The organism is Bradyrhizobium sp. (assembly GCF_027307225.1).
Lineage (GTDB): Bacteria > Pseudomonadota > Alphaproteobacteria > Rhizobiales > Xanthobacteraceae > Bradyrhizobium.
Genome location: NZ_DAHUXJ010000030.1, coordinates 40401 through 65289, shown reverse-complemented (window position 1 = coordinate 65289; position 24889 = coordinate 40401). Strand labels below are relative to the sequence as shown.

Here is a 24889-nt window from a genome sequence, read left to right as displayed (position 1 = left end):
CTACGACTTCACCGCGCCTGCGGTGAGGCCGCCGACCATGTAGCGGCGGAAGGCGTAATAGATCGCAGCCGGCGGCAGGGCGTAGATGAAACCCGTGGTCATCAGCAATTCCCAGGGCGAATCGTCCGCGGCGAGGAAGTTGCCGAGTGCAACGGGAAGCGTGAGGTCGCGGTCGTTCGACAGCAGCAGGAAGGCGTAGAGATATTCATTCCACGCCAGCAGCACGGCGTAGGTACCAATCGCCACCAGCGACGGGATCATCAGCGGGAGATAGACCAGGCGGAAAATCTGCAAGCTCGTCGCGCCATCCATGACCGCGGCTTCGTCGAGTTCGACCGGCAGCTTATCGGAAGCCTGCTTCAGCACCCAGATCGCGTAGGGCGAGGCGACCGTCACCATCGCCAGGATCAGCGCCCAGCTGGTATTGAGCAGGCCGTAATTGCCCATGGTGCGATACATCGGCACGGCCAGAAACGCCGCCGGAATGAAATAGGTGAAGAGCGCGAGGTTGAGCACGATGCGCCCGCCCGGCACGCGCAGCCGCGAGATCGAAAACGCCGCAGCGGTTGCGATCAATAGCGTCATTACGCCCACGGCGGCTGCAATCAGCGCCGAATTGCCGAACTGCACCCAGAAATCGCGCAGGAAATAGTGCTGCTGATAAAACACGATTTCGAAATTATGCAAGGTCGGATGGTCCGGCCACAATTTGCCGGAGAAGGCATCTTCCTTCGGCGAGATCGCGAACACGAACATGTGGTAGATCGGGATCATGGTCCAGATCAGGACGGTGATGCCGACCAGGATCAGCCGCGCTTCGGTCGCCGTTTCACGCAAGGTCGGAAGCTTCATCGCGACAGCCGTTTCATCATGAAATAGACGAGCGGCAGCACCAGCGGCATCGCGCAGACGATCGAGGCCATCGCGAGGTTGAGCTGGTCGAGCCGCAGATAGCGGATGCCGAGCGTCGAGAGCACATGGGTGAGGTCGGCGGGCCCGCCGCCGGTCAGCAGATAGACGCTGTTGAAGTCGCCCAGCGTCCAGATCATCGAGAGCAGTGTGCAGGTGAGATACAGCGCCTGCATCGACGGCCAGGTGATGAAGCGGAATTTCTGCCAGAAGTTGGCGCCGTCGACGTCGGCGGCTTCGAACAGGTCCTGCGAGATCGCGAGCCGTCCCGTCATCAGGATCAGCGTCCAGAATGGCAGCGATTTCCAGATGTGCACGCCGATCGCCATGGCGAGCGCCACCGTCGGATCGTTCAGCCAGTTCGGCCCGTCATCGCCGGTGAACTTGAAGATCAGCTGGTTCACCATGCCCCATTCCGGATTGAGCATGAAGCGCACCGACAGGATGGTGGGGATCGACGGCACCGCCCAGGGTAGGATGAAGATCACCGACAGCCAGCGGATCCAGGCGCGCTGCTGCACGAAGAAGCCGGACAGGAACAGCGCGATCAGCATCTTCAGGTTGATGCCGATGACGAGGAAGATCAGCGTGTTGACCGCGGCGCGCGCGAAGATCGGATCGTGATAGAGCGCGACATAGCTTGACGGGTGCCGCGCCAGCCAGAAGCCGTAAGACACGGGATAGACCACGAAAGCGAGAAACACGAGCAGGTAGGGCGCGATCAGCACGATGCCCCAGACCTGCGGCGTCGACAGCCGCGGCGCGAGCGGCGCGCCGGAAAGCGCAGGATCGGATGCTGAAATCGTGATCGCCATTACTCTGCTCTCTTCCGCGTGCCCCGGACGCAGCGCAACGCGAAGCGGTGCGCTGCTGATCCGGGGTCTATCCGGTACCCTGCACAGCCGTGGGTCCCGGCTTCGCGGAGCAGCGCTGCGCGCCGCACCGCATCCGGGACACGGGCGCCTTACATCACCAAGTTACCCCGCGACGTCCTTGATGCGCGCGATCAACTCGTCGACGGCCTTGTCCACCGGCACCTTCTCGCTGACGACGCGATTCATCGCCTTCGCCCAGACGTTCTCGTTGTTCAGGATCGTGAACTTCCAGTTCCTGGTGAAATCGAACGGCTGAGTGCCGCCCATGAACTGGTTAAAGACGGCTCGGCGATGGCGGTCGGCCTGCCAGAACGGGCTCTGCTGGCTTGCTGATGTCACCGGGAACCAGCGGCCGAGCGCGCCTTCGATATAGGGCCGCACGTTTTCCTCTTGAAGCAGGAACGCGATGAACTGCTTGCCCTCGGCCTTGTGCTTGGCGGCGGCGAAGATCAGCCCGGTCTTGACGTCGGAGCGGTACTTGATCGTGCCGCCGTCCGGCTTGTGCGGGAAGGAAGCGGTGATGATGTCTTCCTCATAGGCCTTCTTGCCGGCGGCGCGCTGTTCCGGCGTCAGCGCCGGGTTGGTGGAGTCCTCGAACCACTTCGCCGCGATCGAGATCGTGAAGTTGTGGGTCATCACGATCGTCTTGTTATGGAATGCGACGTTGTTGTCGGGATCCTTCCAGGTTGTCGAGGAGGGTGGCGTGCAGCCCTTGATATAGGTGTCGGTGTAATCCTTCAGCGCGTGGATCAGCCCGTCGCGAACCTTGGGATCGTCGACCAGGAGCTTGCCGTCGTCATCGACCAGCTTGACGTTGTAGGCGTCCATGAAGGTGTAGAACGACTGGAATGAGTCGGTGGATTCGACGCCCATCGGCTGGCCGACGCCGTAGATGCGCTGGCCGGTGGCTTTGCGGATCGCCGGCTGCACCTTGCTGCACCAGAACGACCAGTAGTCGTTCCACTGGTTCGGAATATCGCTCTCCTTGTAGCCCGCTTTCTCCAGCAGATCCTTCCAGATCTGCACATGCATGCTCTGCTGCTTCAGCGGGAAGCCGTAATAGGCCTTCTTCCTGGTGACGCCGTTGTAGAGATAGCCGGTCTCGAGCGTGTTCGGCGCGAACTTGTCCTTCATCGGCACGAGAATGTCCGAGAGGTCCTCGAGCTTGCCCTCATAGGCCCATTTGCCCTGCGCCTGAACGTCGTAGGTGTCGGAATAGGCGACGTCCGGAACCGTTCCGGAATCGAGCGCGGCGACCGTCTTTGGAATCATGTCCTGGATCGCGTATTGCGACAGCTCGACCTTGATGCCGGTTTTTTCCTCGAATTTCTTGATTGCGGCGATCAGGGCGTCGTCTTCGGATTTGTAGAAACCCTTGCCCCACCAGACCGTAATGGTGTCCTGCGCGACGGCGGGACCTGCAACCAACATCACCGCCGCGGCGGCCAACAACGCAATCCGTGCCCGAACTCTCACATCCTTCTCCCTCTTTGCCGGTTTCTTTTTAACCGGTTGGGTGAAAGACTAGCGGAAGGTGCCGAGACGATCCAGCCGGTTCTTTTTGGAAATTGGCAGCGTGGCTCAGGGGCGTTGCGCCGCGTGGTATCCCTCGCCGGCGGAATGGTTTGCGAGAGTGGAGGATGACGTGCGTATCGCCGTGATGGCTGCAGGAGCACTCGGAGGTTATTTTGGAGCACGCATGGCTGCGGCAGGACACGATGTGTTCTTCATCGCACGCGGCTCCAACCTCGAAGCAATCGAGAAGAACGGCCTCAAGGTCGAGAGCGTGCATGGCAATCTTCACTTGCGGAAACCCAACGTAACCGATGATCCCGGCAAGGTCGGCCCCGTGGATATCGTTCTGTTTGCGGTCAAGCTTTGGGACAGCGAGAAGGCGGCCGTGCAGGCGCTTCCTTTCATCGGATCCCAAACCCGGGTAATCCCGCTGCAAAACGGCGTGGATAGCCGCGAGCGGATCGCTCCGATTTTGGGAGAAGACAATGTGGTCGCTGGAAGCGCCTATATTGCGACCGTGCTGTCCGCGCCTGGCGTCGTCACCCACACAAGCCAGTTCGCGCGCATGGTTTGCGGGCGAACCGACGGCAAGCCCGACGAACGGCTCACGTCCTTTGCCGACGCCGCGCACGCGGCCGGCATCGATATTACGGTGTCCGACGCGATCGACCGGGAGCGGTGGCAGAAATTTGTGTTTCTCGTTGGATTGTCGGGCGCGACCGCCACGACGCGCCAGCCGCTCGGCCCAATCCTGGCCGATCCGGATACGCGGGCGTTTTTTTTCGGCCTGATGTGCGAAGTGGTAGCGGTCGGTCGCGCCAAAGGCGTCCCGATCCCGCAAGACTACGCCGACGACAGAATGAAATTCGCGGAAGGATCGCCGGCCACCTTCAAGGCTTCCATGTTGCACGATCTTGAACGCGGCAACCGGCTCGAACTGGACTGGCTTGCCGGCAAGATTGTCGAACTCGGGCGTACCCTTGGCGTGCCGACGCCAGCCAACGATGCAGTCTATGCCATGCTCAAGCTGCACCGGATGGGCAAGCAAACGCGCGCCAGTTGAGCAAAGCATTTCAGCGCAATTGTGAAGTCCACTAACCATCGGGTTCGGACTTAAGCGCGCGATCACTCCTGCTTCTCCTCGCGACCATAGAGAAGCAGGAGAATGAGGATGACGATTCCGTAGATGATGTTGCGGCCGTAGTCCGGCATGTTCATGGCCATGAGCACGCTGACCAGCGCGACCAGCGTCACGGCGCCGGCGGCCGTGCCGAGATAATGACCGCGGCCGCCGAGCACGTAGACGCCGCCGATGACGACTGCCGCGATCGACTGGAAGAGATAGGGATCGCCCATTCCGAGCGACGCCTGGCCGCCGAAGCCGACCAGCAGAATGCCGGCGAGTGCGGCGAAGAACCCGCTCAGCGCGTAAAGCAGCATGGTGACGAGGCGCACGTTGACGCCGGCCAGATAGCTCGCCTTCGCGTTATTGCCGATCGCATAGGTCTTGCGGCCGAATGTCGTGAAGCTCAGCACGAAAGAGACGCCGGCGATGACGACGACCCAGAGAATAAGCGCCGTCGGGATGCCGAACAGGTTGCCGTGGACGGCGTCCTGGACGAACGGCGGCGCGTAGGACGCGCAGGAATCGCAGGTCATGCCGCCGCTTAAGCCCAGCGTCAGCCCTTCCATGATGCCGTTCATGGCAAGCGTCACGACGACGGCGGGCACGCCGAGATAGGCGATGATGACGCCGTTCACGAGGCCGGCCGCCGCTCCCATGCCGAGCGTTAGCAGAAGTGCATAGACGGCGCGCCCGTCCTGTCCGAGCGAACTCGTCACCAGAAGGATCGCGGCCGCGTTCAGGACCCAGGGGACCGAGAGATCGATGCCGCCGATCAACACCACGAAGGTTTGTCCCGCCGCGACCAGCCCGACGAACGACGCGACCGTCAGGATGGCGGCGATGCTGTCGAGCCGCGCGAAACCGGGGTGAACGACCTGACCGACCGCGAACACCACGATCGCGGCGAGATAGACGTAGACGATCCTGCGAACGCTCCTCGTCAAGCCGATCCGATCGGGGAACTGCGCAAAAGGCGTCTTGCCGGTCATCGCGACCTCCGCCGCATCAGGCGGCTTATCAGCGCGCCGAGGACGACGGCGATGACGAGGAACAATCCTTCGTAGAACGACTGGTAGAGCGGGTCGATGTTGGAGAAGAACAGGATGTTGACGATCATCGTCGTCACGAACGCTCCGGCGATGACGCCGACCCCGCTGCCGCGGCCGCCGAACAGGTTCATGCCGCCCAGGACGACGGCGACGATCGAGCTCAGCGTGAAGCCGTTGCCTGTCGTCGCATCGCCGGCCGTCGCCGTTGCGGCGAGGAACAGGCCGGCCGCGGCCGACATCAGCCCGCTGAGCGTGAAGGCGGCGATCTGAGCGCGCACGGTGTCGATGCCGTTCGCCCGCGCCGCCTGCTCGTCATTGCCGAGCGCGAAGATCGAAACGCCCAGTGAACTTCGGCGAAAGGCGTACCAGATCAGGGCGACGACCAGCACATAGACCAGCGCGGTGGGCCAATTGGGATTCACCAGCACCGATGAGTAGACCGGCGGAATCGAGCCGCCCGGCTGCGGCAGAACGCGGATCGCCAGCCCCTGATAGATCGACAACGTCGCCAGTGTGACGAGGATCGGCTGCAGGCGGCCGACGGCGACGAGCAGCCCGTTGACGAGACCGAGCAGGGCGCCGATCGCCAGGATGGCAAGGCTCCAGCCTACCATGCTGCCAACGGAGTCCTTGATATGGACGGCCGCAAGCGCGTTCGCGAGATCCATCACGCCGCCGACCGAAAGATCGAGCCCGCGGGTGACGACGACAAAGGCCTGTCCCATGCCGCAAAGGACGAGCGCCATGGTGTTGTTGACGGTCGACGTCAGTTCGAACATGCCGGGCAGGGCCGTCTGCTCGATCCAGTAGGCGGCGCCGTAAAGCACGACGGCCATGACGAGCATCGCGAGCGCCAGCACGAGCCCGACGTTTTGAGCGAGAAAATGGGTGAGCCTGCGCGTCCTGCGGCGCTCGATTGCTGCTTCAGCCGACAATGCTGGTCGCCTCTCTCACTGCCGCCGAAACGATATCCTCCGCCGTGATGCCGGGTGCCGCGAGTTCGGCGGCGATGCGTCCTTCGCGCATGACGAGGACGCGGTGAGACAGATGCGCCAGTTCCTCTGCGTCGCTGGAATAGAACAACACCGCTCGGCCCTCGCGGGCGAGGCTGGTCATCAGCTCGTAGATTTCATGCTTGGTGGCGACGTCGACGCCGCGCGTGACGTCATAGAGGAGCACGATATGCGAATCGGCGAGCAGCCAGCGGGCCAGCAGCACCTTCTGCTGGTTGCCGCCGCTGAGCTGGTGGACCGGATTGCGCAGGCCGGGCGTCCTGATCTTGAGTTTGCCGACCATGTTGAGTGCGGCGCGTCCCTCGTGGCCGCCGCGGATGACGCCAAGCGCCGATAGCTGCGGCAGGATCGCAAGCGTCAGGTTGGTGCCGACCGACATCGGCAGGATCAGGCCTTCCGTCTTGCGGTCCTCCGGAACGAGCGCGATGCCGAGGCCGATCGCATCGTGGGGGTTCGAAATCCGGACCTTGCTTTCGTTCACGAGAATTTCGCCGCCGGTCGTGGGGGCCGCGCCGAACAGCGAGAAGAACAGCTCGCGATGACCGTGCCCGGCCAGTCCCCCGACGCCGAGGATCTCGCCGCGACGAAGCGTCAGCGATACGCCGGAAACGCCCGGTCCGTTCAAGGCGCGGGCCTCGAGCAGCGGCCGTGCCGCTTCGAGCGCCGGCCGCTCGGGATAGAGTGCGTCGACCTGCTGGCCGGTCATCAGCGTCACGGCCCTGTTCTCGTCGATCTCGGTGAATGTCCCGAGTTCGCCGCCATTGCGGAAGATGGTGATCCGGTCGGCGACGTCCGTGATCTCTTTCCAGCGGTGCGATGTGAAGATGATGCACTTGTTGCGGCTGCTCAGGTCGCGGATGAGGCCGAACAGCCATTCGACCTCGTTCTCGCCGAGCGAGGATGTCGGTTCATCGAGCAGCAGGATGTCAGGGTCCTGGACGATCACCCGCACGATCTCGACGATCTGCTGCTGGGCCAGCGACAGGTCCTCGACGAGACCGCGTGGATCGATGTTGTGGATGCCGAGCCCGGCGAGGACGGCGTCGGCCTCTTTGGCCATGCGCGCCCGGTCGATCAGGCGGAAGGCGCCGCGCGGCTCGCGGCGGATCAAGAGGTTCTCGGCCACCGTCATCCACGGCAGCAGCGTCAGCTCCTGGAACACGGTCCAGACGCCGTGGCGATGCGCGGCGTCGGGACTGTCGAGTTCGACAGTCCCTCCCGCTAGCCGCACTTCGCCGGCGTCCGCGCGCAGCCGTCCGCCGAGGATCTTGATCAGCGTGCTCTTGCCCGCGCCATTCTCCCCGACAAGGGCATGCACTTCGCCGCGCCTCGCAGAGAACGAGGCGCCGGCCAGGGCCTGGACCCCGCCGAAGGCCCTGGACAGCTTGATGCCTTCGATCGCCGGAGCGGTGGGCCCGCTTGCGGTGGCAGGCCCTTCGCTCATGCCGACGGCAGGTTCACATTGAGTTCACCCGAGCACGCCTTTCCGTCGGTGGCGGCTTCCACGCACAGTTTCACCGTCGCGTTGGGGCCGGCGTCGGTAAAATCGGTAAAGAAACTGTCGGGAAGTTTTTCGAACACCGTCTCGCCCTGCTTGACCGTATCGTTGGTCACGAACGGGAAGGGGATCGTGATGTCCTTCTTCGGATACTTGTTGGCGAGGATGCGCCGCGCCAGCTCCAGCGAGATCACGGACAGGAAAGGCGGCTGGCCGATGGAAAGCCCGTCTACCTTGTGGTCCATGTAGCCGAGCATGAACTTGCGGAATCCGTTCTCCGCTTCGCCTGCCGTGGGCGGCAAGGGCCGCTTGGCGGAGATGAAAGCCTTCAGCACGCCGTCGGTTCCGCCCTGGCACCAGATGCCATCGATCTGCGGCAGAGACGGCAGGATCGCGGCGGTGTTTCTTTCGGCGGTCGCCGAGTCCCACATGCCGGTGTAGCGGTTGACGACCTTGATATCGGGGTGCTGTGCCCACACCGCTTCGGCGCCCTTGTTGCGGTCCTCGTCGACGGTCGTGCCGGCGACGCCGGTGACCATGATGACGTTGCCTTTTCCGTTCATCTTTTTCACGAGAAATTCGGCGAGCTGCTTGCCGAAGGCGACCTGATCGGTGTTGACCTTCAGCACCGAAGGCGCGGTAACGACGTTGTCGAACGAGACGACAACGATGCCGCGCTCGGTCGCTTGCGTCAGGATGCCATTGAGCCCGGTCGGGGATGCCGCGTTGACCACGATCGCATCGACCTTCTTGGCGATCAGGTTCGAAATCTGCTGCGACTGCTTGCTGACGTCGTTGCCCGAGTTGAACCACGAACCCTCGACCTCGGACTTGAACGGCTCCATCTGGAGAGCGGCCTTGAACACGTTCTCCATTTCGATGCGCCACTTGTTCCCGATGAAGGAATTGGAAAGCGCGATCTTGAATTTCTTGTCCGGAGCTGCCGATGCCAACCGCGGCGACAGCAGCACGCCGCCTGCCGCCCCGGCGCTGATAAGACCTGCCGCGCCGAGGCCAAGGGCCCCGCGTCTGGTGAATTGTCCAGTCATTGTTTTCTCCCTTTTGCGTTCGCTCGATTTTTTTCTGTCCGCCCGTGAAAGCGGGCCTGGATCGCCATCGGCTTCCGGGATCGCTTTCGCGCGCGGTCTTGAGCACTCAACACGCTAGTGCGGTGAATTTGAAGTTCCTGTCAGTTTTGCGGTAACCTCGTCATAGGAACTTCAAATTCCAAACCGCACTAGAATCATGTAATCGGCTAGTGCTCCTTTGATTCCGAAGTTCGTAAACGTGGAGCCGCAATATGATACGAACTTCGGAATCGGAGCACCAGCCGCGCCTTGTCGGCGCGCAAATTTGTCCCGGCAAGACCGTCGCCAATCGTTTCATTTGGCGAAATGGCGATTGGGAGCTTGCCGAGGACGACGCAATTCTGCGCCCAATTAGGTGAGGGCGCCACCCCAAAGACGGCGAACTCCTTAGGAACAAATCGTGCGCTGCGATCACGAAATCGCGCGCGTCGTGGCGAAGGCCCGCCCATCGTCCGTCGGCCTCTTCCGTCGTGCCGGCTCGAGGCCGGGACGACAGTTCAGGACACGCCTCCACGTTCCCGCGCCGCAAACGCGGCCGGATCGTGCGCTCATCTCGCGCCCAAGGAGGGCGTGGGGAATGCCGGGTGCTCAGCGCACCCACGGCCTCGTGTGTAAAAAAGTAGAACACACGAGTTAGTCACCGCAGGTCGCCGGTGCAGTCCGGCATTCCCGCACACGAATGGTTTTAACGGCTTGCTTCGTGATCTCCCCGGTGATCGGGCTTTCTTGCCACCGTCACTCCTGAGAAGCGTTAGCTTCCCAAGAGCTTGAGACCAGCGTCGAGGTCTCAGGACCACACGACTTCGCCGTCCGCCTTGTGCGCGCTTCGTCCATCGCGCCAAGGCGTCCATCGCATCCCCGCCCAACGTTCGTGACGATCGCGAAACGCCCCTGATGCGGGCGGGAACGGCGCGGCTTATGCCGCTGATTTTAGCGAAGTGGAAAGGGGATTATTTTTGCGGAGTGGGCTGGACAGGATTTTGATGATTTGCCCGTCGGGCAAATCAGCGGGTCGATGTCCGCTCAGGCATCACTTCGATGATGGGCCGGAAGCTGTCGTCTTGATGCTTTGGCCTGCTGCAGCATATCGCTCTATCATGTATCCAGCCCAATGGAGATTCGAACATGTTTCTGAGATTGCGGCAGTTGTGTCTGGTTGCTCACGATCTGGAGCCGGTGGTCGAAGATCTAATGGCGGTTTTCGATATCGAGGTATGCCATCGCGATCCTGCGGTCGCCAAGTACGGTCTCCGCAACGCGCTGCTTCCGATCGGCAATTCGTTCGTCGAGATCGTGGCGCCGACGAAGGACAAAACGGCAGCGGGTCGTTATCTCGATCGTCGGAAGGGGAATGGCGGATACATGGTCATTCTCGATACGGACGAACTGGACCGATGGCAAAAGCATGTTGACGCTATCGACGTTCGCATCGCGACGCGCCTGGCGTCGGACGGGTATCGTGGATTGCAACTGCATCCCCGCGATACGGGCGGCACGCTTCTCGAAATCAATTGGTCGGACGGAGGCGCCGGCGTCAACGCTGCCTATCATCCTGCCGGTCCTGGTTGGCACGCTTACGTGCGGACGACGGTCGTCAAAGCCATCATCGGCGCCGAACTGCAAAGCGATCATCCGGAGAGGCTCGCCGCGAAGTGGAGCGTGATATTAAGAAAGCCGGCTCGGCCGATCGACGGTCAGTGGCGGATCGACGTCGATAATGCCGGTCTTCGGTTTGTCCCGGCACGGGACGGTCGAGGCGAGGGACTGAGTGGCATCGATCTCCGGGTCACTGAACGGGCTCGGGTGCGGGATATGGCCAGGAGGCGTGGACTTGCCGTTACCGACGGGGCAGTCCTCATCGGCGGTGTTCGGTTCAATCTGACCGAAACCAAAGGCTAAGCCACCTGGATGCCAGATGGCATCGGTCGTAGCCAGGCCCCGGTCGCCTTGGGCCCGGAAGTCGTTTCGGAAGGATAAAAGGGCGCCTTTTGACGAAGGTCGAATGATGGCACTGGCGTTTCGGTTCGCAAGCGGCGGCGGAATCGGTATGCTGCCGGCCGACAAGCGGTCTCGGATTTCACCCGAGGAGAGAACCGCCGGGCAGGGTTGAGGCAGTGGACGTTCGTGCGCTACGGTCTTTAACTCCCAGCCTTGGGGAATGCGCCGGCCCTAGTACCGCCGATCTGAAGTCCCTGCACCACAAGGGACGAATTCGATCAGGGACTTCAGATCGATAAAGCGGTACTAGAATCAATAGGGATTACTGGCAAATATTAGATTCTAGTGAAGTTTAGGATTTGACATTCGCGTTGCGAGATCACGGCCGGATGGGGGAGCGAATGTCAAGCCCACTTCACTAGTGCGGTGAATTTGAAGTTCCTATCAGTTTCGCGGTGACCTCGTCATAGGAACTTCAAATTCTAAACCGCACTAGAATCAAATAATTGGCTAGTGCTCCTTTGATTCCGAAGTTCGTAAACGTGGAGCCGCAATATGGTACGAACTTCGGAATCGGAGCACTGGTGTAGCGACTCTGACGTTCCTTTCAGTGTTGCAGCGAGTTCTCCGAAGGAACGTCAGAGTCAAAGCCACACTAGAATCATATGGTTGCTAGTGTCCCTTTGGTTCTGACATTCGTAAACGAACCCGCCGCGATATGATACGAATGTCAGAACCGGGACACTAGCGAGATCTGGCATGATTGAAGGCATATCGGCGCCCTTTATCCGCTTTCCGATCGGCACGTCGTTGCTGATGGCGGGCATCCTGTTCATCGGTCTTGTCTCCTACCCGCTGCTGCCTGTCGCGCCGCTGCCGCAGGTCGACTTCCCGACCATCCAGGTCAATGCGAGCCTGCCCGGCGCGAGCCCCGAAACCATGGCCTCGTCGGTGGCGCAGCCGCTGGAACGGCAGCTGGCGCAGATACCCGGGATCGCGCAAATGACCTCGACGAGCTCGCTCGGGTCGACCGCGATTACCATCCAGTTCGACCTCAACCGCAGCATCGATGCCGCCGCCAACGACATCCTCGGCGCGATCAATGCCGCGAGCGGCCAGCTGCCGAAGAATCTGCCGTCGCCCCCAACCTATCGCAAGGTCAACCCGTCCGACGCGCCGATCATGCTGTTGTCGGCGACCTCGGACACGGTGCCGCTGATCCACCTGAGCGATGCGATCGACATCCAGCTCGGACAGCAGATCAGCCAGATCTCCGGGGTCGCGCAAGTGTATATCGGCGGTCAGCAGAAGCCGTCGATCCGGATCCAGGTCGATCCCGCCAAACTGGTCGCGAAGGGCCTGTCGCTCGAGGACGTGCGCATCCAGCTCGCGGCCAATACCGTCGACAGCCCGAAGGGCAACATCGACGGACCGAAGCGGGCCTTTACGATCTACGCCAACGACCAGCTGCTCGACGCCGACAAGTGGAACGACACCATCATCGCGTACCGCAATGGCGGGCCGTTGCGGGTTCGCGATATTGGCCAGGCCGTCGCGGCGCCCGAGGACATGAAGCAGGCTGCATGGGCGGACGGCAAGCGCGGCGTCTTCCTCGTCATCTTCAAGCAGCCCGGCGCCAATGTCATCGACACCGTCGACAAGATCAAGGCGCAGTTGCCGCGCCTGGTGGCGGCTATACCGCCCGCGATCAAGATCAAGATCATCAGCGACCGCACGCTGACGATCCGTGCCGCGGTCGAAGACGTGCAGATCACGCTCCTGATCACGATCTTCCTGGTGATCATGGTGATCTTCATCTTCCTGCGCAGCTTCTGGGCGACGGTGATTCCCGCGGTCACCGTGCCCCTGGCGCTGCTCGGCGCCTGCGCGCTGATGTGGGTGTTCGGCTATACGATCGACAATCTGTCGCTGATGGCGCTGACGATCGCGGTAGGTTTCGTGGTCGACGACGCCATCGTGATGCTGGAGAACATCACCCGCTACGTCGAGCATGGTGAAAAGCCGCTCGCGGCGGCATTCAAGGGCGCAAGCGAGATCGGCTTCACCATCGTCTCGATCAGCGTGTCGCTGGTCGCGGTCCTGATCCCGCTGCTGCTGATGGGGGGCGTCATCGGCCGGCTGTTCCGCGAATTCGCGGTGACGCTGGCGATGGCCATCTTCGTGTCGATGATGGTGTCGCTGACGTTGACGCCGATGATGGCCTCGCGCTTTCTGCGCGCCCACAGCGAGACCCGGCACGGGCGGTTCTACCAATGGAGCGAACGCCTGTTCGATCGGATGCTGCATGCCTACGAGCGTGGCCTCGATCTCGCCCTCGGCTGGCGCAGGACAACGCTTGCCATATTCTTCGTCACCGTCGGGCTTTCCGTCTACCTCTTCACGATCATTCCGAAGGGTTTTTTTCCGCAACAGGACAATGGCTTTCTGACCGGAGTTTCCCAAGCGTCGCAGGATATCTCCTTTGAGGCGATGAAGCAGCACCAGGAGCAGCTCAACAAGATCGTTCAGGAAGATCCTGCCGTCGAAGGCATAGCGATGTTCATTGGTGGCGGCGGCACGGCGCTCAATTCGGGGAGGTTGTACATCACGCTCAAGCCGCACGACGAGCGTGACGCCGACGCCCAGCACATCATCGCGCGGCTGAGGCCGAAGCTTGCGAAGGTCGAGGGAGCGACACTCTATATGCAAGCCACGCAGGACGTGCGCCTCGGCGGCCGCGCCACGCGAACCCAGTTCGAATTCACGCTACAGGACGCCAACCTCGACGAGTTGAACCAGTGGGGGCCGAAAATCCTGGCCAGGATGGAGACCCTGCCGCAATTGCGCGATGTCGCGACCGACCAGCAGACCGAGGGAACGACCCTGCAATTGGAAATCAATCGCGACACCGCAGCACGCTACGGCATCACCCCGCAGCTGATCGACGACACCCTCTACGACGCGTTCGGCCAGCGCCAGATCACGCAATATTTCACCCAGCTCAACAGCTATCACGTGATCGAGGAAATCCTGCCCGAGCTGCAGGGCAGGATCGACACGCTGGACAAGCTTTATATCCGTTCCCCGATCAGCAATGCTGAGGTGCCGCTATCGGTCTTCTGCAAATGGACCAGCGTGCCGGTGCGGCCGCTCGCCATCGCCCACCAGGGACAGTTTCCCGCCGTCACCATCAGCTTCAATCTCGCCCAGGGGGTTGCGCTCGGACAAGCGACCGGCGCCGTGCAGGCCGCGATGGATACAATGGGCGCGCCGGCGACGCTGAGCTCGAGCTTCCAGGGAACGGCGCAGGCATTCCAGCAGTCGCTCGGCACGGTGCCGCTGCTGATCCTCGCTGCACTGGTGGTGGTCTATCTGATCCTTGGCATACTCTATGAGAGCTACATCCATCCGCTGACGATTCTTTCGACGCTGCCGTCAGCCGGCGTCGGCGCGCTGATGATCCTGATGGCCTTCGGCTTCGATTTCAGCCTTATTGCGCTCATTGGAATCATTCTGCTGATCGGCATCGTCAAGAAGAACGGCATCATGATGGTCGACTTCGCGATTGCCGCGGAGCGGGACCAGCATCTCACGCCGCAGCAGTCGATCCGGCAGGCCGCCATCCTGCGCTTCCGTCCCATCATGATGACCACGATGGCGGCACTGCTCGGCGGCGTACCGTTGATGCTCGGCACCGGCACCGGATCGGAGATCCGCCAGCCGCTTGGCTATGCCATGGTCGGCGGCCTGGTCGTCAGCCAGGCGCTGACACTGTTCACGACGCCGGTGGTCTATCTCTATCTCGATACGTTCTCCAACGCGCTGTCGCGCTGGACCCGGAGCAGGAGGCCCGATGACTCCGGAGCGGAGGATGACATCGAACACGCCGCGGAGTAGCGGCGCCGCAGGCCCCACACCGGTCAGCAGGAAATGCGCTGAAGTTCACAAGCGAGCAGCCGATGCGCCAGCCGCCGGCGCCTGCACGCCGACACGTTCGCCCGCGCTGAACGCGATCTCCTGATAGCCCTTCTCGGCGACGTCGTTGGCGATCGCGCGAAATTTCGGCGTGCCGCCGTTGTAGAGGAAGTAGCGGATGGTGCCTTCCTCGTGGCCGGCGACGTTGGAGTTGTAGCCGGTGAACCACGACTTGGCCTTGCGCATCAGCATGATCTCGTAGGTCTTGGCGACGTAGGCGGTCCAGCGCGCCTCGGCCTCGCGGCTGGCGTCGGCGCGGGTGTAGCCGCGATCGCGCATATATTGCAGCAGGTCCGTGCACCAGTTGACGTTGTTCTCGATTCCGCGCGGGAAATTCGTCGAAGCGGATGCGCTTTGCGGACCCGTCGGCATCAAGAGGTTCGGAAAGCCGTGGATCAGCAGACCAAGGAAAGTCGACGGCGCATCCTTCCATTTTGCCGCCAGCCGTTCGCCGCCGACGCCGCGGATATCGATCAGATCGAAGGCGCCGGTGATGGCATCAAATCCGGTGGCGTAGACGATGATGTCGAATTCGTAGTCGCGTTCCGTCGTGCGCAAGCCGTTCCCGGTGACGCGAACGAGCGGTGTTTCGCTGAGATCGACGAGGTGTACGTTGTCGCGGTTATAGGCCTCGAGATACTTCGTCTCCAGCGGAAGGCGCTGCACGCCAAAGCCGTGATCCTTCGGAATCAGCTTTTCGGCAACCCTGGGATCCCTGACCCGGCGGCGGATGCGGTCGGCGATATAGTCCGACAGTTCGGCGTTGGCGGCTTCATCCATGAAGATATCGCGGAAATTCGCAAGCCAGATGCCGAAGCCGCGCTCGTCATAGAGTTTGTCCCATAGCTTGAGCCGCTCCTCGCGGCTCACCTCGTAGAAGCCTCGATCCTGAGGTGCATGCAGAAAGCTGCCCGGCGTCAGCGCGCAAGCGGCAAAGATCTCGTCATAGCGCGCGCGAATGCCGGCCATTTCATCGGCGGAGATCGCGCTGTTGTTGAGCGGCGCACTCCAGTTTGGCCGGCGCTGGAATACGGTGAGTTGGCCTACCTTGTCGGCGATTTCGCCGATCAACTGAATGGCGGTGGCGCCGGTGCCGATCACGGCCACTCGCTTGCCGGCGAGATCGACACCCTCGTGCGGCCAATAGAAGGTGTGGAATGAGCGGCCCTTGAAGTCAGCGATGCCTTCCAGCTTCGGCATGGTCGGCGCGGACAGCAGGCCGATCGCAAGGCTCACGAAGCGGCACGTCAGCGTGCGACCGTCTGAAATCTTCAGTTGCCAGAGGTCGCGCGCCTCATCGAACTGCATCGCCTCGACCTTGCAGTTGAACTGCATATGTCTGCGGAGATCGAATTTGTCGGCGACGTAATTAAGGTAGCGCAAATTCTCGCCTTGGCTGGAGAAGTGCTCCTTCCAGTGCCACTCGTCGAGCAGTTCGCGGGAGAACGAGAAGCCGTAGGTGTAGCTCTCGGAATCGAACCGGCAGCCGGGATAACGATTCCAATACCAGGTGCCGCCGAGATCGGGCGCCGATTCGAGAACGGTGGCGTCGATGCCGAGATCGACCAGCCGCTTGATCTGGTAAATGCCCGCCACGCCGGCGCCGACGACAATCACCTCGTAATCGGTTTTGGCCTCGCCCATCATCTCCTCGGGATACGCTGTTACGCGGATTACGCGAGCAAGTCTATGCTTGCCGTTTGGAAGTTGAAAGCGCCAACGGGCGGCGACTGCGCGGCCCTTCCGCAACACCCCCAGGCGACACCCGGCGCAGGCTTATCGCAGACCAAGGTCGAATTTACGGGGCGCACCGCGGGGCTAGATTTCCGGAGTTGTAGGACCGTGTCCCTTGAGGGTTGTTCGCTCCCGTGATGGCGAACGGTTGGCGCCGCTCGCCATCTAGTGCTCCGATTCCGAAGTTCGTACCATATTGCGGTTCCACGTTTACGAACTTCGGAATCAAAGGAGCACTAGCCAATTGTGTGATTCTAGTGCGGGTTCGAATTTGAAGTTCCTATGACGAGGTTACCGCGAAACTGATAGGAACTTCAAATTCACCGCACTAGGATCGGCTTTCGAAAGCCGACACGGGTGGCATGCGCCGTGACGCTGCCGCCCCGGCCAAACAAGAAAATAGCAGTCGATGCCAGCATCCACCTTCTTGGGTGGAGATGAAACGCCTTCCAGCAGGTGCCCGCCTGATGGGTGCCAAGGAGATTCATATGACGACGTTGGACATCACAGCCGCCCCATTGCCGGAAGCCGACCACCGGGCGCAACTGCGTCGCGCCATGATCGCCAGCACGGTGGGCACCACCATCGAATGGTACGATTTCCTGCTCTACAGCACGGTAACCGGTCTGGTCTTCGGCAAGCTTTTCTTTCCCAAGTCAGATCCCCTCGTTGGCGTGCTCGAGGCGTTCGCCGTCTACACCGTCGGATTCATTGCCCGGCCGATCGGTGCCGCGATCTTCGGTCATTATGGCGACCGCATCGGCCGCAAGGCAGCGCTGATTGCCACCTTGCTGCTGACCGGAATTGCCACCGCCGCGGTCGGCCTCGTCCCGACCTATAGCCAGGTCGGCATCTGGGGCGCCGTCATCCTGACCGTCATCCGCTTTGTCCAGGGCATCGGTGTCGGCGGCGAGTGGGGCGGGTCGGTGTTGCTCTCGATGGAGTGGGCGCGGACCAACAAGCACCGCGGCTTCATCGCTTCCTGGCCGCAGTTCGGCGCTCCCGCCGGGCTGTTGCTCGCCAACATCGCGGTGCTCGTGTTCAGCCGCATTTCCGGCGATCAATTTTTGGTCTGGGGCTGGCGGATTCCGTTCCTGCTCTCGATCGTGATGATCGCGATCGGGCTTTACATCCGCCTCGGCATCATGGAGACGCCGACGTTCCGGCGGATCGTGGCCGAAAACCGTGTCGAACGCGTACCGGTCCTCGAGGTGATCAAGCGTCAACCGCGATCGATCATTCTCGCGGCGCTGGCGCGGATGGCCGAGCAGGCGCCGGCCTATATCTATCTCGCCTTTGTCTTCGCCTACGGCACCCAGGTCATCCATCAGGATCGCGACTTCCTTCTCATCTGCCTGATCTGCGCGGGCGTCATCTCGCTCTTCACCGTTCCGTTCGCCGGATACCTGTCGGATCGCATCGGCCGCAAGCGCATGTATCTGATCGGTTCGGTCCTGACCGGGCTGTTCGGCTTTGTCTATTTCACCATGATGAATACGGCGGCGCCAGTGTTGGTCTTCTTCGCGATCGTGCTTTCATTCGTGCCGCACGACCTGATGTATGGCCCGCAGGCGGCGCTGATCGCCGAGTGCTTCACCCCGCGGCTGCGCTACAGCGGCAGCTCAATCGGCTACCAGCTCTCCTCGATCATCTCCGGCGGGCCGGCGCCGTTGATCGCGACCGCCTTGTTCGCGGCTACCGGATCCGGCTACACGATCGCGTTCTATATTCTGTTCTGCGCGATCGTAAGCATCATCGCGACCTCGTTGATGCCCGACTACACCAACAAGGACATTTCCGAGGAGCACGACAGGCCTTGATCGGAGTGCCCCGTGGCCGCTGGATCGTGACGACCCGGCGGCCATCGCGCGTCACTGGGCGACGCGCGCCTCGTCCTTCTTGGACACATGCCAGATCACGAAATGGTAGTGCGGCATGTCCATGCCGGGATGGCCCGGGTTGAAGTAGAAGCTCACGTGATCGACGGGACCGGAAACCCCGGCCGCATCGAGCGCCTTGTGATCGTCGATGTCGTTGATCGAGACCATGTACACGGTCGCGACCAACTGGTCCTTGCGGTCGAAGCACAGATACGGCCCCGTCGGCAACGTGTCCGGCTTGACGTAGATAATACCCAGCCCAGGGAAAAATTTCGGAAAATTCACGAGATCGCTGACCCGCTTGTATCCGTTTTTCGCGGCGGCCTCGCGCTGGTTTTCGACTGGCTTGACAGGCGTCCTCTGGCTCGCTGCTCGCCTGACCTTCCTCTCGTTTCTCCCGACATTCCTCCCGCTTCTCGAAACGTTTCCTCTTTCGGCGACCGCCCGCTTTCCCGGAACGAGTTCGCGCGGTTTCCGGTGCAGCCGGCCGACGCGACGTCGGGTATCGGCGCGCTCCACCCTCCCTCGCGTTACGGCAGGCTCCGCCACCTGGCCTGGAGGCTGTGTTGCATATGGATATGGCGGGTAAGTCGGGTAGGGCGGCCGCTGAGGGGGCGCCATCGGAACATATTGCGCGTTGGCCTGATGCACATCGGCGAATGAGCCGAGCGCAACGATCAACGCCGCGGCGATCATTATCGTCCGGCAGCGCGCGCAGCCCTGTTTGCCCGCGCTCACTTGCCCTGCTGCTGCCGATCTCGCCATTGCAGGAACTCCCTGAACAGTTGGTCTCTTTGCTCGGACGAATTGGCGGCCGGATTAGGCGCGCTACCCGCATTACCGCTGCCGTTGCGGGCGGCGTCGGCTCCCATCGATTGCAGATTGAGCCAGTGCTCGGCGGGGCCGAAGCGCTGCCACCCCGGCAGCCGTGCCGCGAGATTCACCTCGCGCCATTTCGCGGCATGGCCGTCGCCGAGAAATTCGGAAAAGCGCGAAAAGAAGCTGCGGGTGAAGTTCTCCAGCAAGTCGTACCGCGGGCTCCCCGCCGGCCAGTTGTAGGCGAAGAGCGCGGACTGGATCGCGATCGTCTCGACCTTTTGGCCATCCGCGATGATGTTCGGATAGTCGGCGTGATCGAGCGTCGACGGCAGGAATTCGCGCTGCAGCGACTGCGAATACGGAATCGGCAGCAAGCGGAGATTGTCGAGCCGCGTGTTGAGCGCGAGCAGCGGTTTGATCGGCTTTCCCGACAACAGCAGCACCGCCGATGCCTGCCCGCGCCGCATCCGCTCGAGCGCGGCGTCGAGGCCGAGATTCACGGCGTTGACCTTCACGCCCAGGGTGTCGAAAGCTTCGCGCCCGAGCACGTCTTCGGTGCTGTCCGCCTCGCCCAGACTGACCGTCTTGCCGGCGAGGTCGTCAAGGCTTTTGATTTCCGGCCGGACGAGAAGATGGAACTCTTCGGTGTGAAGCAGGGTGATATAGACGAGCTTGTGGTTGATATCCCCGAACGTCTTTGCGTCGCGTAGCCGGTCGACCAGAACCACCGGCGCGATGGCCATGTCCGCGCCCGCCAAGGTAAGCAGGTCCGATATGTTGCGGACCCCGCCGGTTCCCACCATCGGAAGCACCCGCAGCGCGACCTCGCCGTGCGGACCGGTTTTCTGGCCGCTCGCCAGCACGGTCGCGATGTCCTGCACCATCGCGAATTCGGTACTGTAAGGCGGCCCCGTGATGAATCCGGCGGTGTACCGATTCTCCGATACCTGTTTCCGGGGAACCGCTTCGTTGTGCGCGCTCGCCGCGCCGGCGCGCGCGGATTGCGCCAGCGCATCGACCGGTGCGGCAAACAATACCGCAGCCAGGATGCCCCAAGCGATCCGCCGGCGCGTTGGCGTCTTCAAGCTGTTCCGGCAACCGGCCCGTTCCTGGCGTGACATGCTTTCAGGAGAATCCTTCAGCCGACGGGTCGTGGTCGGCATTTGGTGAACACGACGTGGAGCTCCGATTCCGAAGTTCGCAAACCACTGCGGCACCTCCGATGCGAACTTCGGAATCAAAGGAGCGCTAGCAACTGATTGATTTGAGCAGCCCCTTTGAATTTGAAGTTCCTATGACGAACTTGCGGCTGAACCGCCACACTGGCGGATGACGGTTGACCGCTTCCAACGCACTCGAAGAGCCGGGGTTCCACCGCGATCAGGTTTGGCGGTCAGAAATCCCCACGCATGGCGGGGCTCTTCGGCAAGGCTCAATTCGCCTTCGCGCTCGCTGCCGGCGCCTTGTCCGACGGCGCATTGGCGGGCATCGCGCTGTCCGGCACCTTGGCGCCGGTCAGCCGCTCGATCACGGAGCGTACGGCATCGCGGGCCTTCGGATCTTTCACCGCATTGAGCAGCGGTGCGGTCGCCGGCGAACGGCGGAGCAGGGCGTCGGGATCGGGGAAGATCAGGGGATCGTCCCACGGGCCCTGCACCACGAACGGCAATTCGAAGCCGGGTTTGCCATCGCCGGTGATCAGGCTCGCCGTGCCCTTCATGTCGAATTCGCGCTGGGGGACCGAGGCGGTGCCGGTCAGCGTGATATGCGCCGGCCCTTCGATCTGGACATCGTCGAGCGTGGCGACGCCGTCGGCGAATTTCAGTGCGACATTGAGATTGGTGTACGGCGTCGAGCCCGAGCGGAAATTGCCGGTGCCCGACAGCGGCCGGCGCTCGAGCCGCTTGAGCAATTGCTCGGCGTTGAACCCGGCGATGGCGCCGTCATGCCCAGTCAGCGTCGCGGTACCGTCGAGCGACTGCGCGAGCCCGAACGGGCTGGAGCCGGCGGCGGAGAGCGAGACGCCGAGATTGCCGCGGCCGGATAGCTTGCTGAAGCCGAATAGCTCGCTGGCACAGGCCTGCAGATCGACATCGGTGAACTGGAATTGCGCCTTCACGTCGGCGAACGAGTCGGCGCGCGCGAGCGCGAACGAACCGCGGGCGATGCCGCCATAGATCTGCGCCTCGCCGACGCTTAGCGCCAGCGCGCCGTTGCGCAAGTTGGCGCCGATCGCCGTGCGCCCGAGCTTCGAGGGGCCGATCGTGACCTTGGCCGCGGAGAGGCGGATATCGAGATCGGTCGCCGACAGCGAATTCAGATCGAACAGCTGCCGGTTCCAGTCGTGCGCGCCGCTCGCGAGCAGGCGAAAGGTCGAGATGTAGGGCGTGAAGTCGAGGTTGTCCGCGGCGAGTGTCGCCTGCAGCGACTGCCGGCCGTTATTGGTGTAGGTCATCACGCCTTCGGCAACGTTGCCGTCGAGCTCGACATTGACATTGGTGAGCGCGATCGCGCCGCCGACGACATTGGCGCGGGCCTTCAGCGCGAAACGGCCGAACCCGCCATTGCCCGGCGGGATCTGTCCGGTCCATCGCAGCGCGTTGCGCAACGAGGCCGAATCGACCGTCATCGTGCCGTCCATCATCAGGCTGGTCTTGTTGGCGGCCGTGCCGTCAAAGGCGAGTTTCAACGGCGCGCTGGAGAGCCGCGCCTTGACGGTCGAACGGTCGCCGGACAGCGCAGCGAGGAAATCGCCGATCGAGATGCTGCCGTCGACGCGCTCGCCGCGCCAGTCGAATTGCCCGGTTGCGCCGAAGGAACGCGAAATCGACGGCCACGCCAGCGACAGGTCGATGTCGTCAAGTTTCTCGTTGACCTGGCGAACCGGGTCCTCATAGGTCAGGATGCCGTCCTGGATGCGGATCTCCGAGAACGACAGCTGGTTCTCCGCGCCGGGTTTCATGGTGCGGGTGATGGTGCCGACGAATGGCGTCCAGTTGCTGTCGCCGGTGATGTCGCGGACCACCCGGATGCGCGGCCGCAGCATCATCACGTCGGCGATCTCGAAACGCTGCAACAAAAGCGGCAATAGCCGCAAGTTCGCCGTCAGCACGTCGACGGTGAGCGCGGGATCGGCGCCGGCGCCACCCTTCAAGCCGACGTCATGGAAGGAGACATAGCTCGCCGGGAATACCGAGATATCGGTGTTGCCCGCGACCACCAGGTCGAGCCCGGTGACGGCGCGGATCTGCGCCTCGACCGCCTTGCGCAGGGCGTCGCGGTTGAGCAGCCAGCTCGAGGCGATCATCGCGACCACCGCCAGGCCGATCAGAGCCGCGACCGGCATCGCGAGGCGCCTCGTTCTCTGGGCCATCGTCAATGGAAAATCCAATAAATGTCCAAATCCGGTTAGCCTCGTTGGAACCGAAAGCGTTAAATCGGTACGAGGTCGAATGGGCCGCCGCCTGCGGAAGCGGGCAGGACACCGCCTGCCACCCCTCCAAGAAGCGGCAACTTGCTGTTTTTTCTTGACGCTTTCAAGGCCGTTGGGAGGGCTCTCCCTCTCCCCGCTTGCGGGGAGCGTCGGCGAGCAAGAGCGAGCCGGGGGTGGGCGCTCTTCTGCACCCCCACCCCGATGCTCGTTTCACTCGCATCGACCCTCCCCACCACTCGCTTACGCTCGCGGGGGAGGGAGAAAAAGCTACGCGTCAAACGCGTCGTCCTACCACGCGCGAGGCCGCCCAAGGCCTCATTGACGCACTGCGAAGATTTCGCCTAATAGTCGTCAGCGGCTCGCACATCGAGCGCATTTCCTCCATCAGGTCGTAACGCATGAAAAAGGTTTATCCCGACGCCAAATCGGCACTCGACGGCATCCTCAAGGACGGCATGATGATCATGTCCGGAGGTTTCGGCCTCTGCGGCATCGCCGAGACCTTGTCGGACGCGATCCGCGATAGCGGCGTGAAAAATCTGACAGTCGTCTCCAACAATGTCGGCGTCGACGGTATCGGCTTGTCGCGCCTGCTCGAGACGCACCAGATCAAGAAGATGATCTCGTCCTATGTTGGCGAGAACAAGCTGTTCGCCCAGCAATTCCTCGCCGGCGAACTCGAGCTCGAATTCAATCCGCAAGGCACGCTCGCCGAGCGCATCCGCGCCGGCGGCGCCGGCATTCCAGCCTTCTACACCAAGACCGGCGTCGGCACGCTAATCGCCGAAGGCAAGGAAGTGAAGGAATTCGACGGTGAGAAATATCTGATGGAGCGCGGCTTGGTCGCCGACCTCGCCATCGTCCACGCCTGGAAGGGCGATACCGCCGGCAACCTGGTCTACCGCAAGACGGCGCGGAATTTTAATCCAATGATGGCGACCGCAGCGAAGGTCACGGTGGCCGAAGTCGAACAGCTGGTGCCCGCCGGCCAGCTCAATCCGGACCACATCCATACGCCCGGCATCTTCGTCAAGCGCATCATCGAGGTCGGCACCGCCAACAAGCGCATCGAATTCCGCAACACCCGCCCGCGGCCAGCGGCATGATCGGGAAAAGTGGGAACCGGTTTTCCCCGCGACAAACGCGTCGCGTTTGCGCGAAGATCATGCGCAAAATAAAGCTACCGCGATAGGAGAAGAGCCAATGGCCTGGACCCGTGAACAGATGGCTGCCCGCGCCGCCAAGGAGCTGCGTGACGGCTATTACGTCAATCTCGGCATCGGCATTCCGACGCTGGTTTCCAACTACATTCCCGACGGCATCGACGTCTCGCTGCAGAGCGAGAACGGCATGCTCGGCATGGGGCCGTTCCCGTATGAAGGCGAGGAAGATCCCGATCTCATCAATGCCGGCAAGCAGACGGTGAGCGAATTGCCCTCGACCGCCTACTTCTCCTCGGCCGATTCCTTCGGCATGGTGCGCGGCGGCCATATTGATTTGTCCATTCTGGGAGCGATGCAGGTCGCGCAGAACGGCGACCTCGCCAACTGGATGATCCCCGGCAAGATGGTGAAGGGGATGGGCGGCGCGATGGACCTCGTCGCCGGCGTCAAGCGCGTCGTGGTGGTGATGGAGCATTCCGCCAAGGACGGCGCGAAGCTTCTGAAGAAGTGCACCCTGCCGCTCACCGGCGAACATGTGGTCGACATGGTGGTGACGGACCTCGCCGTCTTCACCATCGACAAGCACGGCAAGGACGGCATGGCGCTGATCGAGCTCGCCGACGGCGTCACGCTCGACGAGGTGAAGGCGAAGACCGAAGCCGAGTTTCGGGTTGCGCTGAAGAACGCGTAAGACGACAACAAATCTCTATCGTCGTCCCGGCCAAGCGAACGAAGTGAGTGCTGAGCCGGGACGGTGCACGAGCGCTATTCAAGCATGCATAACCACAGACGCATGTCGTTGACAAAGCTGGGGCTCCAGGTCGGTCCAAACCTCGATCAGTGATTATGGGTCCCGGCGTTCGCCGGGACGACC

17 protein-coding genes are annotated in these 24889 nt (G+C 62.2%); 6 read left to right on the top strand and 11 right to left on the bottom strand.

Going from position 1 to position 24889, the window contains the following annotated elements:
* The 3 genes from M6D32_RS05495 to M6D32_RS05485 form a co-directional block, all read right to left on the bottom strand.
* On the bottom strand, positions 1-852 hold the full coding sequence (locus M6D32_RS05495) for a carbohydrate ABC transporter permease (protein ID WP_298254143.1): 852 nt from the start codon (positions 850-852) through the stop codon (positions 1-3).
* Positions 849-1724, bottom strand: coding sequence for a sugar ABC transporter permease (locus M6D32_RS05490; protein WP_298254141.1), 876 nt, complete (start codon positions 1722-1724; stop codon positions 849-851). The genes M6D32_RS05495 and M6D32_RS05490 overlap by 4 nt, the downstream gene beginning before the upstream one ends.
* A 162-nt stretch (positions 1725-1886) precedes the next feature.
* A complete protein-coding gene (locus tag M6D32_RS05485) occupies positions 1887-3215 on the bottom strand; it encodes an ABC transporter substrate-binding protein (RefSeq protein WP_298254180.1) in 1329 nt (442 codons plus the stop codon).
* 229 nt (positions 3216-3444) lie between these two features.
* Between M6D32_RS05485 and M6D32_RS05480 the strand changes: the two genes are divergently transcribed.
* Positions 3445-4362 carry a 2-dehydropantoate 2-reductase gene (locus M6D32_RS05480; RefSeq protein ID WP_298254178.1) on the top strand — a complete coding sequence of 306 codons (918 nt, stop codon included), beginning with the start codon at positions 3445-3447 and terminating at the stop codon, positions 4360-4362.
* A 62-nt stretch (positions 4363-4424) separates the two neighbouring features.
* Here M6D32_RS05480 and M6D32_RS05475 read toward each other — a convergent pair whose 3' ends face one another.
* Genes M6D32_RS05475 through M6D32_RS05460 form a run of 4 tightly spaced genes read right to left on the bottom strand, consistent with a single transcriptional unit; the run spans position 4425 to position 9034 of the window.
* Entirely contained in the window at positions 4425-5414 is a 990-nt protein-coding gene (locus M6D32_RS05475; protein WP_298254140.1) for an ABC transporter permease, read from the bottom strand.
* Positions 5411-6409: an ABC transporter permease gene (locus M6D32_RS05470; protein WP_298254138.1), complete on the bottom strand. Its 999-nt coding sequence runs from the start codon at positions 6407-6409 to the stop codon at positions 5411-5413. The genes M6D32_RS05475 and M6D32_RS05470 overlap by 4 nt, the downstream gene beginning before the upstream one ends.
* Positions 6399-7931 (bottom strand): sugar ABC transporter ATP-binding protein, encoded by a 1533-nt coding sequence (locus tag M6D32_RS05465; protein ID WP_298254136.1) that lies wholly within the window; start codon positions 7929-7931, stop codon positions 6399-6401. The genes M6D32_RS05470 and M6D32_RS05465 overlap by 11 nt, the downstream gene beginning before the upstream one ends.
* Complete coding sequence (locus tag M6D32_RS05460) at positions 7928-9034, bottom strand: sugar ABC transporter substrate-binding protein (protein ID WP_298254134.1); 1107 nt, start codon at positions 9032-9034, stop codon at positions 7928-7930. Before M6D32_RS05460 ends, M6D32_RS05465 begins: the two co-directional genes overlap by 4 nt.
* A 1164-nt stretch (positions 9035-10198) precedes the next feature.
* Between M6D32_RS05460 and M6D32_RS05455 the strand changes: the two genes are divergently transcribed.
* Together M6D32_RS05455 and M6D32_RS05450 are read left to right on the top strand one after the other, a co-directional pair.
* Positions 10199-10972: a VOC family protein gene (locus tag M6D32_RS05455; protein ID WP_298254132.1), complete on the top strand. Its 774-nt coding sequence runs from the start codon at positions 10199-10201 to the stop codon at positions 10970-10972.
* A 798-nt stretch (positions 10973-11770) separates the two neighbouring features.
* Positions 11771-14908, top strand: a complete 3138-nt coding sequence (locus M6D32_RS05450) for an efflux RND transporter permease subunit (RefSeq protein ID WP_298254130.1) — start codon at positions 11771-11773, stop codon at positions 14906-14908.
* A 45-nt stretch (positions 14909-14953) separates the two neighbouring features.
* Here the strand turns inward: M6D32_RS05450 and M6D32_RS05445 are convergent, their stop codons facing one another.
* Positions 14954-16630 (bottom strand): NAD(P)/FAD-dependent oxidoreductase, encoded by a 1677-nt coding sequence (locus tag M6D32_RS05445; RefSeq protein WP_298254128.1) that lies wholly within the window; start codon positions 16628-16630, stop codon positions 14954-14956.
* A 578-nt stretch (positions 16631-17208) separates the two neighbouring features.
* On the opposite strand from M6D32_RS05445, the gene M6D32_RS05440 reads away from it, so the two are divergent.
* Positions 17209-18540 (top strand): MFS transporter, encoded by a 1332-nt coding sequence (locus M6D32_RS05440; protein ID WP_298254127.1) that lies wholly within the window; start codon positions 17209-17211, stop codon positions 18538-18540.
* Positions 18541-18591: 51 nt separating this feature from the next.
* Here the strand turns inward: M6D32_RS05440 and M6D32_RS05435 are convergent, their stop codons facing one another.
* The 3 genes from M6D32_RS05435 to M6D32_RS05425 all read right to left on the bottom strand — a co-directional run bounded on the left by M6D32_RS05435 (position 18592) and on the right by M6D32_RS05425 (position 22792).
* Positions 18592-19365: a hypothetical protein gene (locus M6D32_RS05435; RefSeq protein WP_298254125.1), complete on the bottom strand. Its 774-nt coding sequence runs from the start codon at positions 19363-19365 to the stop codon at positions 18592-18594.
* Complete coding sequence (locus M6D32_RS05430; protein WP_298254123.1) at positions 19335-20504, bottom strand: TAXI family TRAP transporter solute-binding subunit; 1170 nt, start codon at positions 20502-20504, stop codon at positions 19335-19337. The genes M6D32_RS05435 and M6D32_RS05430 overlap by 31 nt, the downstream gene beginning before the upstream one ends.
* Before the next feature lie 347 nt (positions 20505-20851).
* Positions 20852-22792, bottom strand: a complete 1941-nt coding sequence (locus M6D32_RS05425) for an AsmA family protein (RefSeq protein WP_298254121.1) — start codon at positions 22790-22792, stop codon at positions 20852-20854.
* A gap of 458 nt (positions 22793-23250) precedes the next feature.
* Between M6D32_RS05425 and M6D32_RS05420 the strand changes: the two genes are divergently transcribed.
* Positions 23251-23958, top strand: coding sequence for a CoA transferase subunit A (locus M6D32_RS05420; RefSeq protein WP_298254119.1), 708 nt, complete (start codon positions 23251-23253; stop codon positions 23956-23958).
* 97 nt (positions 23959-24055) lie between these two features.
* Complete coding sequence (locus M6D32_RS05415; RefSeq protein ID WP_298254117.1) at positions 24056-24706, top strand: 3-oxoacid CoA-transferase subunit B; 651 nt, start codon at positions 24056-24058, stop codon at positions 24704-24706.
* Positions 24707-24889 lie beyond the last annotated feature (183 nt).